At 63.9% G+C, this 14,539-nt stretch carries 16 protein-coding genes; 10 read left to right on the top strand and 6 right to left on the bottom strand.

What is annotated here, in order from left to right; translation table 11 throughout:
- Genes cbiE through cobM form a run of 3 tightly spaced genes read left to right on the top strand, consistent with a single transcriptional unit; the run spans position 1 to position 2,383 of the window.
- On the top strand, positions 1–1,239 hold the full coding sequence (gene cbiE, locus BM413_RS16400; RefSeq protein WP_091915086.1) for a precorrin-6y C5,15-methyltransferase (decarboxylating) subunit CbiE: 1,239 nt from the start codon (positions 1–3) through the stop codon (positions 1,237–1,239).
- The gene (locus BM413_RS16395; RefSeq protein ID WP_091915089.1) at positions 1,236–1,622 is read left to right on the top strand and encodes a cobalamin biosynthesis protein; all 387 of its coding nucleotides are present in this window, start codon (positions 1,236–1,238) and stop codon (positions 1,620–1,622) included. The genes cbiE and BM413_RS16395 overlap by 4 nt, the downstream gene beginning before the upstream one ends.
- Positions 1,619–2,383, top strand: a complete 765-nt coding sequence (gene cobM / locus BM413_RS16390) for a precorrin-4 C(11)-methyltransferase (RefSeq protein ID WP_091914905.1) — start codon at positions 1,619–1,621, stop codon at positions 2,381–2,383. The genes BM413_RS16395 and cobM overlap by 4 nt, the downstream gene beginning before the upstream one ends.
- On the opposite strand, the gene BM413_RS16385 is transcribed toward cobM, so the two are convergent.
- The gene (locus BM413_RS16385; RefSeq protein WP_175544344.1) at positions 2,350–3,465 is read right to left on the bottom strand and encodes a cobalt-precorrin-5B (C(1))-methyltransferase; all 1,116 of its coding nucleotides are present in this window, start codon (positions 3,463–3,465) and stop codon (positions 2,350–2,352) included. The two genes, cobM and BM413_RS16385, sit on opposite strands and share 34 nt — an antisense overlap.
- Before the next feature lie 65 nt (positions 3,466–3,530).
- Between BM413_RS16385 and cobA the strand changes: the two genes are divergently transcribed.
- The 5 genes from cobA to BM413_RS16360 all read left to right on the top strand — a co-directional run bounded on the left by cobA (position 3,531) and on the right by BM413_RS16360 (position 7,831).
- Positions 3,531–4,316, top strand: a complete 786-nt coding sequence (cobA, locus tag BM413_RS16380; RefSeq protein ID WP_091914901.1) for a uroporphyrinogen-III C-methyltransferase — start codon at positions 3,531–3,533, stop codon at positions 4,314–4,316.
- Positions 4,313–5,626 (top strand): cobyrinic acid a,c-diamide synthase CobB, encoded by a 1,314-nt coding sequence (locus BM413_RS16375; protein ID WP_091914899.1) that lies wholly within the window; start codon positions 4,313–4,315, stop codon positions 5,624–5,626. The genes cobA and BM413_RS16375 overlap by 4 nt, the downstream gene beginning before the upstream one ends.
- 3 nt (positions 5,627–5,629) lie before the next feature.
- Entirely contained in the window at positions 5,630–6,394 is a 765-nt protein-coding gene (locus BM413_RS16370; protein WP_091914897.1) for an adenosylcobinamide-GDP ribazoletransferase, read from the top strand.
- Positions 6,395–6,413: 19 nt separating this feature from the next.
- Positions 6,414–7,424, top strand: a complete 1,011-nt coding sequence (gene cobT, locus BM413_RS16365) for a nicotinate-nucleotide--dimethylbenzimidazole phosphoribosyltransferase (RefSeq protein WP_091914895.1) — start codon at positions 6,414–6,416, stop codon at positions 7,422–7,424.
- A gap of 92 nt (positions 7,425–7,516) precedes the next feature.
- A complete protein-coding gene (locus BM413_RS16360) occupies positions 7,517–7,831 on the top strand; it encodes a hypothetical protein (protein WP_091914893.1) in 315 nt (104 codons plus the stop codon).
- A 63-nt stretch (positions 7,832–7,894) separates the two neighbouring features.
- On the opposite strand, the gene BM413_RS16355 is transcribed toward BM413_RS16360, so the two are convergent.
- From BM413_RS16355 to BM413_RS16340, 4 genes are all read right to left on the bottom strand, one after another.
- A complete protein-coding gene (locus BM413_RS16355; RefSeq protein ID WP_091914891.1) occupies positions 7,895–8,647 on the bottom strand; it encodes an SH3 domain-containing protein in 753 nt (250 codons plus the stop codon).
- Between the two features lie 61 nt (positions 8,648–8,708).
- Positions 8,709–9,953, bottom strand: coding sequence for an MFS transporter (locus tag BM413_RS16350; RefSeq protein ID WP_091915084.1), 1,245 nt, complete (start codon positions 9,951–9,953; stop codon positions 8,709–8,711).
- Between the two features lie 125 nt (positions 9,954–10,078).
- Complete coding sequence (locus BM413_RS16345) at positions 10,079–11,506, bottom strand: DEAD/DEAH box helicase family protein (protein WP_244537895.1); 1,428 nt, start codon at positions 11,504–11,506, stop codon at positions 10,079–10,081.
- Complete coding sequence (locus BM413_RS16340; protein ID WP_091914888.1) at positions 11,503–12,681, bottom strand: BaiN/RdsA family NAD(P)/FAD-dependent oxidoreductase; 1,179 nt, start codon at positions 12,679–12,681, stop codon at positions 11,503–11,505. The genes BM413_RS16345 and BM413_RS16340 overlap by 4 nt, the downstream gene beginning before the upstream one ends.
- Positions 12,682–12,805: 124 nt before the next feature.
- Here BM413_RS16340 and BM413_RS16335 point away from each other — a divergent pair, with 124 nt between their 5' ends.
- Both BM413_RS16335 and BM413_RS16330 read left to right on the top strand, forming a co-directional pair.
- The gene (locus BM413_RS16335; protein ID WP_091914886.1) at positions 12,806–13,678 is read left to right on the top strand and encodes a DMT family transporter; all 873 of its coding nucleotides are present in this window, start codon (positions 12,806–12,808) and stop codon (positions 13,676–13,678) included.
- A gap of 124 nt (positions 13,679–13,802) precedes the next feature.
- The gene (locus BM413_RS16330) at positions 13,803–14,060 is read left to right on the top strand and encodes a DUF2188 domain-containing protein (protein WP_091914884.1); all 258 of its coding nucleotides are present in this window, start codon (positions 13,803–13,805) and stop codon (positions 14,058–14,060) included.
- Between the two features lie 117 nt (positions 14,061–14,177).
- On the opposite strand, the gene BM413_RS33135 is transcribed toward BM413_RS16330, so the two are convergent.
- On the bottom strand, positions 14,178–14,342 hold the full coding sequence (locus BM413_RS33135) for a hypothetical protein (RefSeq protein WP_162931597.1): 165 nt from the start codon (positions 14,340–14,342) through the stop codon (positions 14,178–14,180).
- Positions 14,343–14,539: the final 197 nt, after the last annotated feature.

Here is a 14,539-nt window from a genome sequence, read left to right as displayed (position 1 = left end):
ATGCCTGCTGAGCGAAAGAAACCAGCCGCAGCCCAACGCTGGCTCACCATCGTCGGCATCGGCGAGGATGGTGTAGAGGGTCTTGGGGACGAGGCCAAGCGCTGCATTGCGCAAGCCGAGACGGTTTTCGGCGGCAAACGGCATCTGGCGCTGGTGGAGGGGCTGGTCACAGGCAAGGCACAGCCTTGGCCGACGCCGTTTGATGCAAGCATGAAAGCAGTGCTGGCGCTGTCCGGCCGCCGCGTCTGCGTGCTCGCCTCCGGCGATCCCTTTTGTCACGGCGTCGGCTCCACCCTCGCGCGACAAGTTCCCGCAGACGAAATGAACGTGCTGCCTGCTCCATCCGCCTTCAGCCTCGCTGCCGCCCGCCTCGGCTGGCCGCTGCCAGAAATACAGACAATTTCCCTGCACGGCAAAGCGATTGACTTGATCCGCCCGCTGTTGCACCCCAAGACGCGCATCCTTGCGCTGACCTCGGACGGCGACGGCCCGGCCGCCATTGCGCGGCTGCTTTCCGAACTCGGCTTCGGCCCATCGCGCCTGACAATCCTCGAAGCGCTGGGCGGCCCGTCCGAACGGCTGATCTCGACGCGGGCCGTGACCTTCGATGCCAAAAACATCAATCCGCTCAATGTGCTGGCGATCGAAGTGGAATCGACTTCTGAAGCGCGCATCCTGCCGCTGACGCCCGGCATGGCGGACGATTTGTTCGAGCATGACGGCCAGATCACAAAGCGAGAGATCCGCGCCGTCACGCTGTCGAGCCTCGCGCCCAAACGTGGCGAGCTTCTGTGGGACATCGGCGGCGGCTCCGGCTCGATTTCCATCGAATGGATGTTGGCCGACCCGTCCATGCGTGCCATCGCCGTGGAGGCATCCCCCGAGCGCGCAGCGCGTATCGGCCGCAATGCCGTCGCCTGCGGCGTACCCGGTCTCATTGTCGTCGAAGGCAAGGCGCCTGCGGCACTCGCCGGCCTTGAAACGCCGGACGCGATTTTCGTCGGCGGCGGCGGCACCGAGCCCGGCGTCATGGATGCGGCGATCGACGCCCTGCCCTCCGGCGGGCGGCTCGTTGCCAATGCGGTAACGCTGGAAATGGAAGTGCTGCTGCTGGCGCTGCATGCGCGGCTTGGCGGCGAGTTGATCCGCCTCGCCGTTTCCCGCACCGCGCCCGTCGGTTCGATGCAGGGCTGGCGCCCGGCAATGCCGGTCACGCAATGGTCGTGGGTGAAGCCATGATCGTCGCGGGCATCGGCAGCCGCAAAGGCGTCAGCGAACAGCAGGTGCTGGACGCCATCAGCGCGACCCTGTCTGAATACCAGATTAAGGCATCTCAGCTCGATGCCATCGCGACCGCACGGTTGAAGCAGCATGAAGCCGCCATCTTCTCCGCCGGGCGCAAGCTGGGGCTCGAAGTCATGATTGTTGGCGACGCGGAACTCGCAGAGGCCGGAAAAAAGACTTCCAGCCATTCCGACCTGTCGCTGACTTTGACCGGCGCGCCCTCCGTATCGGAAGCCGCAGCCCTTGCAGCCGCTGGCCAAGGCGCTCGGCTGCTCGGGCCAAGACGCGTTCTCGACTCGGTGACCTGCGCGATTGCGCAAAGCGGAGAGGCATCGTGACGGTTCACTTCATCGGCGCCGGCCCCGGCGCGGCCGACCTCATCACCGTTCGTGGCCGCGACCTGCTGGCGCGTTGCCCGGTGTGCCTCTATGCCGGCTCGATCGTACCGAAGGAGATGCTGGCTTACTGCGGGCCGGACACGAAACTCGTCGACACGGCCCCGATGTCGCTTGACGAGATCGAGGCCGAATATGCCTCGGCGCATCAGGCCGGGCAGGACGTCGCCCGGCTTCATTCCGGCGACCTTTCCGTCTGGAGTGCGGTCGCAGAGCAGATACGCCGGCTTGAAAGGCTGGGCATCCCCTACACACTGACGCCGGGCGTGCCGTCCTTTGCCGCCGCCGCGGCAGCGCTCGGTCGCGAGCTGACCATCCCGGAAGTCGCACAATCGCTGGTGCTGACCCGCGTTTCCGGCCGCGCCTCGCCGATGCCGGCAAAGGAGACATTGTCGGCTTTCGGCGCGACCGGCGCGACGCTTGCCATCCATCTCGCCATCCACGCCATCGACCGCGTGGTGGAAGAACTGACGCCGTTCTATGGCGAAGACTGCCCCGTCGCCATCGTTTTCCATGCCTCATGGCCGGACGAACGCATCCTGCGTGGCACACTGGCAACGATTGCCGCTCAACTCGCCGCCGATCCGATAGAGCGCACGGCGATCATCTTCGTCGGCCCCTCGCTGGCGGCGGAGAATTTTCGCGAAAGCTCGCTCTACGACGCCTATTATCAGCGCCGGTTCAGGGGGCGGGATTCGTTATGAGTGGGCGCGAAGGGCGCATGCCCCCTCAATTCGCCGTCGCGGTTGAAGACCAGGATTTCGAGTTCGATATCCGCACTCTTCAAAACGGGTGCAGCCGTGCGCCACGCACCGGCGGCAATCGCATCACCGATCGCCACACCTTCTTCCACCGCGAGCGTAAATGCTTCAGCGACCGTGTTAGCACCACGAATGCGCGCTGCCAGCTTCTCGTCCGCGCCTGCCTCGGCAGCCACAACCGCCAGCCCGTCGAGATCGGCCGCACCCCGGTTGGAATGAACGTCGAGCATGCCCTGCGCCAGCTTGGTCATCTTGGCGACGCCGCCGGCGATGGTCACGCGCGGCACGGGATGCGCGCGGATGTATTTCAGCATGCCGCCGACGAAGTCGCCCATGTCGATCAGTTGCACTTCATGCAGGCCATGGAATTTCTGTACCGCCATTTCGGAGGCATTGCCCGTCGAGCCGGCGACATGGGTAAAGCCCATGGCGCGCGCGACATCGACGCCGCGATGGATGGAATGGATCCAGGCCGAGCAGGAATAGGGAATGACGATGCCGGTCGTGCCCAGGATGGAAATGCCGCCGAGGATGCCGAGGCGCGGGTTCAGCGTGCGCTGCGCCATCTCCTCGCCGCCGACCACCGAAATCTCGACCTCGATATCGGCGTTGTCACCCGCGACCTGATGCACGGCCTCGGCAATCATCTTGCGCGGCACCGGATTGATCGCCGGCTCGCCCGGCGGGATAGGCAGGCCGGGCCGCGTCACCGTGCCGACGCCCAAGCCAGCGCGAAAGGTCACGCCGGACCCCGGCACACCGGCGCGCACGGTGCTTTTCACCAGCGCGCCATGCGTTACGTCGGGGTCGTCACCGGCATCCTTGACGATGCCGACCGTCGCCCGCCCGTCGCCAAGTTCATGATTGGCCAGTGCGAAACCCACGACATTGCCGCCGGGCAGCGTGATCTCCACCGGGTCGGGAAAACTGCCCGTCAGCAACGCCGAACACGCCGCCTTGGTGGCAGCGGTGGCGCAGGCGCCTGTGGTCCAGCCACGGCGCAGCGGCATTTCGGCTTCTTTCATGCCTTCGCTCATGCCGGCCTATATACGCAGGCCGTCTTTGCGCGTCATCCGGGAAAGCACTTTCTGTGAGCATCGACCATCTCTTTTCCCGCCTTCTCGCCGGCAAGCAGCCGCTTCAGCCCGGCCATGTATGGCTGGCCGGCGCCGGCCCCGGCGATCCTGCCCTGCTCACCCTCGATGTGCTCTCCGCGCTCACCCAGGCCGACGCGCTGGTGCATGATGCGCTGGTCTCGCCCGAAATCGTCGCCGTAGCCGAACAGGCCGAGAAATTCTTCGTCGGCAAGCGCGGCGGCAGGCTCTCGATCCCGCAGGACGAAATCAATGCGCTGCTGGTCAGGCTGGCACGGGAGGGCCGCAAGGTCGTGCGCCTGAAGGGCGGGCATCCCTTCGTCTTCGCGCGCGGTGCGGAAGAGGCTCTGGTGCTGGCGCGGGAGAACATTCCCTGGCGCGCGCTTTCCGGCATCACCTCGGCCTTCGGCGGCCTGACCTCGGCGGGCATCCCGGCCACGATGCGCGGCGTCAACGGCGCGATCATCCTCGCCACCGGCTTTGCCGCCGCCACGGACGACCGGCCAGATTGGGCAGCGCTCGCCCGCACTGGCCAGCCCCTCGTCATCTATATGGGCCTGACCCATATGGCAGCGACGGTGGCGGAACTTCTGGCGGCAGGACTGCCTGGCGACACGCCGGCAGCACTCGTCGAGAACGCCTCAATGCCTGAGGAGCGCACCGTCACCGCACCGCTGGGCATGCTGGTGGAGACGGCGGAGCGCGAAAACATCGTTTCCCCGGCGCTGATCGTCATCGGCGGCATCGTCGCCATGCGCGCCGAACTGATGGGTGGCCGGTGACGGCGCGCGGCCTGATCATCGGCGCCCCGCGCTCCGGCTCGGGCAAGACCAGCGTCACCATCGGCATTCTGCGCGCGCTGGAGCGACGGGGCCTCAGCGTTGGCGGCGCCAAATCCGGGCCGGACTATATCGATCCCGGCTTCCATCACGCAGCCACCGGCCGCCCCGGCGTCAATCTCGACAGCTGGGCGATGTCGCCGCCGCTGCTCAACGCACTGGCAGCAAATGCCGCCTCGCAGGCCGATCTTTTGTTCATCGAAAGCGCCATGGGCCTGTTCGACGGCATTCCCGCCGCCTCCGGTCGCTCCGGTTCGGCCGCCGATCTTGCCCGGCTCTACAGCCTGCCGGTGCTGCTGGTGCTGGATGTTTCCGGCCAGTCGCAAACGGCGGCTGCCATTGCCAAGGGTTTTGCGACCTACGATCCGGATGTGCGCATCGCCGGCGTCGTGCTCAACCGGCTCGGCAGCGAGCGCCATCGTCGGCTGGCGGGCGATGCGGTCGAGGCCCTTGGGCTGCCGGTCGTCGGTGCGATCCTGCGCGACCCGACGCTGTCCCTGCCGGAACGCCATCTCGGCCTGGTTCAGGCCAGCGAGCATGCCGACCTGATCGCCCATCTCGACCGCCTTGCCGACATGGCGGAACGCTCTCTCGATCTCGACGCGATCATTGCGCTGATGACGCCGCTTGCACCCAAGGGTGCTGATTTTTCCGACGCCCTGCCCCCGCCCGGCCAGCGCATCGCGCTGGCGCAGGACGCCGCCTTTACTTTTATCTACCCGCATGTCGCCGCGCATTGGCGCGAAGCCGGCGCCGAGATCATTCCATTCTCGCCTGTTGCAGACGAAGCGCCGTCACAGAACTGCGATGTCTGCTGGCTGCCGGGCGGCTATCCCGAACTCCACGCCGGCAAGCTTGCTGCCGCCGAAAAATTCCGCACCGGCATGGCAAAATTCGCTCAAACGAAGCTGGTCCACGGCGAGTGCGGTGGTTTCATGGCGTTGGGGGAAGCGCTGGAGGATGCCGACGGCACCACGCACCGCATGCTCGGCCTACTTGGCCACTCGACCAGCTTCGCCAGGCGCAAGATGAATCTCGGCTATCGCCAGGCGACTTTGCTATCCGACTGCCCGCTCGGACCAGCGGGCTCGACCGTGCGCGGCCATGAATTCCACTACGCGCAGACGGTCACGCCGGGAAGCGACGACAAACTCGCGGATCTCGCCGATGGTCAGGGTAATCCACTCGGTGCCTTCGGCGGGCGGCGCGGCCATGTCACCGGCACCTTTTTCCATGCCATTGCGCGGGGCTGAGGCATGAACGGCAGGCCGCGCAACCGGATCATAAGCGATATTGCGCTGTCGCTCGTCTTTCTGACGCGGCTGCCGCTTCCTCACATGGATTTTTCCGGCCGCAGCCTTTCCTCGGCCCTCTGGGCGGCACCTGTGGTCGGCGTCGTCGTCGCGCTGATCGGCGGCATTGTCTTTGCCGTTGCCGCGTGGCTCGGCCTCTCACTCGCGCCCGCCGCAGCACTGGCGCTGACCGCAACGATGCTGACCACCTTCTGCCTGCACGAGGACGGTCTTGGCGACACCGTTGATGGTTTTGGTGGCGGTTCGACGCGCGAGAAAAAACTCGAGATCATGCGCGACAGCCGCATCGGCACCTACGGCGCGGCAGCCCTCGGGCTCTCGATCCTGCTGCGCTGGACCGCACTTGCCGATCTCACCAGCGTCTCGCAGGTGTTTTGCGCGCTCATCGCGGCTCATGCAGCATCGCGTGGGCTGATCCCGGCCTTCATGCTTTTCCTGCCCTCGGCGCGAGCGGAAGGGCTGGCCGCCAATGCCGGCTCGCCGTCTTACGAAACGGCAATCGCTGGAGCAGCGCTTGGTGCGCTGACACTGCTTCTGCTCGGCATGCCCGGCGCGCTGGCAACGGGCATCATTCTCGGCCTGTGGTTTTTCGCCTTTCGGAAACTGTGCCTCGCCCAGATCGGCGGACAAACCGGCGACACCATCGGCGCGCTCCAGCAGGGCGCCGAAATCATCGTGCTGCTGGCAGCCAGCGCCATATTCGTTTGATTCTTCAGGAGTTTCTTCAATGGCCTTCAAGTCCTTCGATGAATTGCGCGCCGCCTGCACGAACCTGCCGGCCGGCAGCGATGCGGCAGCACAGGCCGTGGCGCAGCGTCAGGACACGCTGACCAAGCCGCAAGGCAGTCTCGGCCGGCTCGAAACCATCGTCGCCTGGCTGGCGCGCTGGCAGGGACGCGACACGCCGAAGCTCGATCGAGTCAAGGTCATCGTCTTCGCCGGTTCGCATGGCGTCACCGCGCAAGGCGTCTCGGCCTTTCCGTCAGAGGTCACCGTGCAGATGGTGGCGAATTTCGCCGGCGGCGGCGCAGCCATCAACCAGCTTGCCCGCATCGCCGGGGCCGAACTCGATGTCATCCCGCTCGAAATCGAGCGCCAGACCGGCGATTTCACCCAAGGCGTGGCGATGAGCGAGGGCGATTTCCTCGCGGCCGTGTCAACCGGTTACGATGCCGTCACCAAGGACACCGACCTCATATGCTTCGGCGAGATGGGCATCGGCAACACCACACCGGCAGCCGCCATTGCCGCTGCCCTGTTCGGTGGTGGTGCTGAAAAATGGACCGGGCGCGGTACCGGCGTCGATGACGCCGGCCTGAAGCGCAAGATCGTCGCCATCGACAAAGGCCTTGCGCTGCATGCCGATGCGCTCGCCGATCCGCTGAAAATCGCTGCCGCACTCGGTGGACGCGAACTCGCCGCGATCCTCGGCGCAACCCTTGCCGCGCGCCAGCTTGGCGTTCCGGTTCTGCTCGACGGCTTCGTCTGCACCGCAGCCGCCGCCCCTCTTGCGAAACTTGATTCGAACGGCCTCGCCCATACGCTCGCAGCCCACGTTTCGGCAGAGGCCGGGCACCGCGCGCTGCTGCAAGCTCTCAAGCTCGATCCCCTGCTCGATCTCAGCATGCGCCTGGGTGAAGGTTCGGGCGCGTGTCTTGCCGTCAACCTCGTCCGCTCGGCGCTGGAGTGCCACACCGGCATGGCGAGTTTTGCCGAGGCTGGTGTCTCGGAAAAATAACAGCCGCCTGCCAGAAAGCCTCTCTCTTGAAGTGGAACCAAAGCCGGCACCCGCCGTTTTGGTCCCATCAGACGAATTGAGGATTTTTCGACATGGCTTCTGTATTTTCAAGGTTTCGCGACGACGTAGAAGACGATCTCGAGGATCAGATCGTGAAGCTTCGCCGCGAAGTGTCATCGCTCAAGAAGTCGCTGTCGAAACGCGGTGCCGCCACTTATGAGGATGCGCGCGACGGTGCATCGGATATCTACGAAGATCTCATGGCGCGCGTCAGCGACGCTATTCCGCATATATCGAAACAGTCCCGCGTCGTGAAACAGGCTGCCCGTGACAATCCGGTGGCTGCAACGGTCGTCGGCGTCGCCGTGGTTGGCCTACTGATCGGGCTTTTAGCGCGCGGACGCTAACGCGTTGTTTTTACGCAATTCCGGACGCAAAACCGCTGCACACTTTTGCTGGAATTGCCTAGATCACAGATAGCACTGAACGTTCCGGCGGCTGCGGCGGCTATAAGCGCTGTGGTCGCCGCATTGCGTCCCGTTGATCATCAGATCGTAAGGGCACTGGCAATCGCCTTCCTGCGGCGCGCGTATCGGCGTGCGTCCGCCAAACAGGGCTTTGGCCTTGGAAAACAGGTTGGTCGATTCGGATTTGGGAGCGACATAGCCCTGAGGACGGATGGCGCGAGGCATGTCCGGCTTCGTGCTGACATTGGTGGCCTTGCCCGGTACCGACAGGCTCGGTCGCGGTGCATCCGAGCCGGCAGGGCGCAGATAGTCGCCGTGGATCCAGCCCTTGCGCCCTCGTACCGAGACGAGCTGCCATTTGCCGTCGCGAATAATCACCTTGACCGCCTCACCCGGTCCCAGTGTCGCCACGACGGAGGCTGACAGGTTCGCCGTCGCCCGCATGTTCACGCGCGAGGTCGTGTAGAGCGAATCATCTGAACGGGCCGCTCTGTCCGGCACGGGACGGTCCGGCCGCGCGATGGAACTGGTGATCACCTGCGAAGGACGCGGCACCGGTGGCGCGATCTTCGCCGGCGTATCGGGCAGTCCGGCTTTCTTGGGCGTATCGGGCAATTCCGCCTTGCGTTCCACCGGTTTTGACGGCCGTTGCTGGGCATGGAATTTCGATGGCGGCTCTTGCGTCATCGCCCATATGCCGGCGCCCGCGGCACCGATCACCAGCCATCTCAGTTTTGGAAGCGCGAAACCAACCATGGCCGCATCATGGCGCGAAAGGTTTTAAGAGGCGGTTGACGAAAAGCAGATCGGCAGCCGGTCAGGCTCTGATTGGCTGCGCGATGCGCGAGCGCCACAACAACAGCACCATGACAGTGACGTTGAGCAGATTCCAGGCAATCCCGTTCAGGAATGCAGCCGCGTAGGATCCCGTCAGATCGTAGATCCAGCCGGACATCCAGCCGCCGATCGCCATGCCGACGATCGTTGCCATGATGACGACGCCGACGCGCTGGCCGGCTTCCGCCGCCGGCATGTATTCGCGCACGATGATCGCATAGCACGGCACGATGCCGCCTTGCGAAAGGCCGAAGACCAGCGACACCAGGTAGAGCGAAGCCAGCCCGTCGAATGGAATGTAGAGAAGCAGCGAGATGCCTTGCAGAACCGAGCCTATGAGAAGCGTCCTGATGCCGCCTATCCTGTCTGCCAGAAAACCCGAAACCAGGCGGCTGACGATGCCGCCCGCCAGCATCAGCGCGAGCATCTCGGTTCCCCGCGCCACGCCATATCCGAGATCCATGCAATAGGCGACGATGTGAACCTGCGGCATCGACATCGCCACGCAGCACCCGAGACCGGCAACGATCAGCAGGCCTTGCAAGACGGCTGGCGACACGCCGATCGTCTGCACTTGCCGCTTCGAACCCGAGCCGGAGGCACCGGAATGCGCCTCCACCGGCACCTTGCGCTTCAGAAACAGCAGCAGCGGTATCATCGTCACCAGGCAGATGACGCCGATGCCGATATAGGTCGCGCGCCAGCCATAGGACGGGATGAAATCCTGCATGCCCAACGGCCACAAGGCACCGGCCAGATAGTTGCCGCAGGCCGCAGCAGCCACCGCCACGCCACGGCGGCGGTCGAACCAGTGCGAAATATCGGCGATCAAGGGGCCGAAGGTTGTAGAAGAACCAATCCCGATCAGAAGTCCCTGGATGACTGCGAATTGAATGACCGATGTGGTCAAGGCTGCAAGAATGAAGCCGGCGCCAAGGGCAACGGCCGCAACAAGCGCCGGCAGCATGAAGCCGACCCGGTCGATGAAGCGCCCGATCACCACGTTGCCGACGGCAAAGCCGAGCATCGTCATCGTGTAAGGTAGCGAGGCATCAGCGCGATCGATGCCGAATTCGCCCTGCACCGCCGGCAGCACGACCACCACCGCCCACATGCCGACACCGCCGATGGTCGCGACAAGCACCGAAATGGCAAGGCGCGTCCAGGAATAGGTGCTATCGAGATAATCGGCGCGGCGCGGATCGGTGGCTATAGCCGGATTCATCATGGTGATCCTCCAGGCGTGCCGGAACGGTTGGCTCGCCTGCCCCCTTTTCGCGCATTAGGCACGCAAAAAGCAGCGCCACAGTCATTTTTTCGGGGCGCCAGCGGTTTGGAGGGAATGCTTTCCTAAACGCCCACCACCGCCGCGATCTCCTCGAGCAGCCGCGTATCGTCGCCGGCCATACCGTCCATCGACATCATTCGGGCAATGACGGTCGCACCGATGCGCTCCTCCACCGTGCCCTCGGCATAGGCGTAGTAGATGATGGCGCGCTTGCCGTCGCGATGGCAGCGGCCTTCGATCTGCTGAAGCTGGATGGCGCTGTGGCGCATGTCGTGAACGACCAGAGAGCGTTCGCGCTCGCCGCCCGGCATTTCGCCCTGATGCAGCGAGATCGATTCGGTCACGGTGAAGATAACAGCGTCCAGTTGCCCGGTCTGGAAGGCCACGCGCGTGCGTTCATTGGCATCGCCCGACTGTTCGCCGTTGATTTCGCCGACCGCCCAGCCGCGCCCGGCGAGCTTTTCGGCCAGCATGGCGCTGGTTTCAAGGAACGCCACCGAAATCGCGACCTGCTGGCCGTTGGCCAGAAGATCGTCGGCGAATTCCGCCGTGCCGGTGGTGCGGATCAGGCTGGCCTTCTGGCGAAAGCGCAGATCGGCGGCCCAGCCGGCCGCGCGCCGCGTGCTGCCGCCGAGAAGCCCGAGTTCGCGGCGGAATTCCCGCCATGTCGAATCGTAAAGCCGCTGGCCGGCGGCATCGAGCGCCGTCGGCGCCAGTTCGCGCTGAACTTCCGGCCAGCCGGCGATGTCTTCGGGGCGGCGGCGCATGCCGATGGCGTTTTCGCCGCGATAGAGAAGGTTCGACATGGTCTTGCGGTCGGTCTCGTTCGGCTCCCACGACCAGTTCTTCCAGCGTCCCTTGGCGCGGCCGATGCCCAGCCGCTTCATCAGCCTGCGGAAATCATCGATCTCGCCGCTTGCGCCGCCGGTCGCATAGGCCAGCAACTTGCCGAGATACGACAGTTCGTGCGGTGACTGCCCGGCGGTCGCGCTCATATAGATGGTGAAATTGGCCGCCGCCGCCATCTGCCGGCACACCAGTCCCTGCTGGGCGCCCGGATTGCGGATGCGATGGCTCTCGTCGATGATGACGATCGGCCAGATGCGCTTGGGCGCGCCATGCCGCGCAAGCTCGTTGTTCTTCGCCCGCGTCGAACGCTTGGTGCTGGCGGCAGGCGGCGCCAGCAGCGATTTAGTCCGCTCGAAATTCATGATGGTGACGCGCTTTTTAGCGTCGGGAGACCGCGCTATGGTGCGCCGCCACTGCGGAATGGCACCCTTGGGACAGATGACGAGAACGTCCGCCTCCGGCATCGCCGACACCGCCAGCCATGCCGACAGCGTCTTGCCAAGGCCGGTGAGATCGCCGAGCAGGAAGCCGGGGCGGCCCTTTTCGCGCGCCGCCAGAATGGCATCGCGTGCGACGAGCTGATGCGGGCGCGGGACGAAATCGCCTTCCTCAGCCAGCACACCGTCCATCACGATGCTCATGCCGCCTGCCCCGCGCACCAGCCCGAAGACCACGCCCACTGGAAATTATAGCCGCCGAGCCAACCGGTTACGTCGACAACCTCGCCGATGAAATAAAGCCCAGGGACGGCCTTAACCGCCATCGTCTTTGAATCGAGATCACGCGTATCGATGCCGCCGAGCGTCACCTCGGCTGTGCGGTAGCCTTCCGAGCCGGCCGGCTTGATGCGCCAGCCATTGACCCTGCCCTCGGCAATTCGGAGCTGCTTGTCAGAGAAATCCGCAAGATGGCCGGTCATGCCGAGCTCTTCAGCGATGGTCTGCGCCAGCTTCTTCGGCAGATGCACCGACAAGGCAGTCTGCAACGCCTGTTTGCCGTTCTGCGCGCGCGCAGTGCGCAGGGTTTCGAAAATGTCGATTCCTGGGGCCATCGAAATGGCGATCTCATCGCCTTCGCGCCAATAGGATGAGATTTGCAGGATCGAGGGTCCGCTGACCCCGCGATGGGTGAACAGCATCGCTTCGGAGAACTTCGTCTTGCCGCAGGAGACGACGGCGTCCACCGCGTTGCCGGACAGCGGCTTCAGCCGCTCCAGCATGTTCTGGTCGAAGGTCAGCGGCACCAGTGCCGGGCGCGTTTCCACCACCCGCACGCCAAATTGCGCAGCCACCTCATAGCCGAAACCGGTAGCGCCCATTTTCGGGATCGACTTGCCGCCGCTCGCCACCACCAGCGATTGGCAGCGAACCGTGCCGTCCGTCAGCTGGACCGCAAAGCCACCGTCGATCTTGTCGATCCGTTCGGCCCGCGTCGCCAGCCTCAGCGCAGCACCTTGCTTGTTCATCTCGGAGAGCAGCATGTCGATGATCTGCGTGGACGAGCCATCGCAGAAAAGCTGGCCAAGCGTCTTTTCGTGATAGGCAATGCCGTAGCGCTCGACCAACGCAATGAAATCCCGCTGCGTGTATCGGCTGAGCGCCGAAATGCAGAAGTGCGGGTTCTGCGAGATGAAATTCTTCGGGCTGGCGTGGATATTGGTGAAGTTGCAGCGCCCGCCGCCGGAAATGCGAATCTTCTCGCCCGGCTTGGAGGCGTGATCGATGACGAGCACCGAACGGCCGCGCCTGCCCGCCTCGATGGCGCACATCATGCCGGCCGCACCTGCCCCTATCACCAGAACATCGACTGAATTCAAAACGCCGCTCCCCTTGCAAGCGCTCAACTACACCAGGAAGCACGCGATGTGGAGTGCCGTGGCCCATGCGAATGATCTATCGTAGTGGTTGCAGCCACCGTGATACCTGCCGCATAAGTCGGCAATGACCGCACCCCAATCCAATCTCAAGGCAGCCCTGTGGATGGGCGGTTCGCTGGCCTGCATGCTCGCCATGACGATCGCCGGGCGCGAAACGACCAGGGAGCTGAACGTTTTCCAGGTGATGGAGATGCGCTCCATCATCGGCCTTCTCATGCTCTATCCGCTGGTGCTGCGCAGCGGCGGCATCAAGGCAATGAGGACGACGCTGCCCTTGCAGCATCTGTCCCGCAACATCGCCCACTATGCCGGCCAGGCCCTTTGGCTGTTTGCGCTGACGCTGATCCCGCTTGCGCAGCTGATTGCCATCGAGTTCACCGCGCCGATCTGGACCGCCCTGCTCGCCATGGCTTTCCTCGGCGAGCGCATGAATATCTGGAAGACGGGCGCGATCGTGTTCGGATTGATCGGCGTCACGGTCATCGTCCGGCCGGGCGTTGCCGAGGTCAATGCCGGCCAGCTTGTCGTGCTCGCCGCCGCGGTCTGCTTTGCCATTTCCTTCGTGCTGGTGAAGGCGCTGACGCGGAAGGACAGCGCGGTAAAGATCATCTTCTGGATGCTGGTCATCCAGTCGGTCATCGGCTTCATTCCGGCGCTACACGAGTGGCATTGGCCATCGCTGCATGTCTGGCCATGGATTTTCGTCATCGCCTTTTCCGGCTCCTACGCGCACTACTGCATGGCGCGTGCGGTCGCCCACGCTGACGCGACAGTCGTCATGCCCATGGATTTCGTGCGCGTGCCGGCGACCGCGCTTGTCGGCTGGCTGGTCTATTCGGAACAGATCGACATGTTCACCGCCATCGGCGCCGCTCTCATCCTCGGCGGCAACCTGCTCAACCTGATGGCGCGCACGCGGCGGGTCGCGCCAGCCTGAAATCGCCTCGCCTGAAATCAACGCATTCGTGGTCGATCGCTGCTGATATGTGCCCTCATGTCATACCGCCGATACACACCCAAAACTAAGCTGCGCTGGCATCAGGACACCAACGGAGGCGACCATGTCCGACGATCAGACTGCCAAGGTGACGGCCCATCAGAAGAACGATGACGACAAGTGGTACTACTCGATCAGCGGCGATGACGAACGGGTCGGTCCATACGATTCCGAGGAAGAAGCGCTTGCTGCCGGAGAAGAGGTTCTCGACGAAATGGCGAGCGATGACGAGGATGAAGATGAAGACGGCGACGAAGTCGTAGCCGAAGCGGATGACAACGATAGCGACGAAGAAGAAGACGAGGAAAAAGCCTCGGCTTGAACGGAACCGCTCAACGGCTTGCGATTGCCGGCCTCACATGGCGCGCAGTCATTGTAGCACCTGAATTGCCCGCCTCGGTCCGATCCCGTACGGGCAAAGTCAAAATTGCAGCAGCCCTCAGTTGCCCGACTGGCCGCCGCCGCGATCAGTCCGTTTCTTCAACGGCGTCATAGCTTCCTCGCGCTTGCTCCAGCTCGCGTAGCCGTCGTCTGAAGCGCAGCCCGCAAGCAAGCCACCGGACAGGACCGTCAAGGCCGTCAGCACAAGCAGAATTCTCGTCATGTCGTTCTCCGTTCGGCTCGACGCATTTGCCCGACGACGCTGGTTCAAGTCAACTGTTCCGGCTCGAACCTAATGTGGCAGTCAAGGCAGGAAAAACGAGGAAGGATTCAAATTTCTATTACATCACTATTGTTAGACTTATTTGGCTTTTGTCCGCACGCCGTTTGCCTCAGATAGAATTCAATTCCAGATCACAG

The sequence above is a fragment of the Mesorhizobium sp. YR577 genome (genome assembly GCF_900116595.1).
Lineage (GTDB): Bacteria > Pseudomonadota > Alphaproteobacteria > Rhizobiales > Rhizobiaceae > Mesorhizobium_M.
This window is presented reverse-complemented; position numbering and strand designations above follow the sequence as displayed.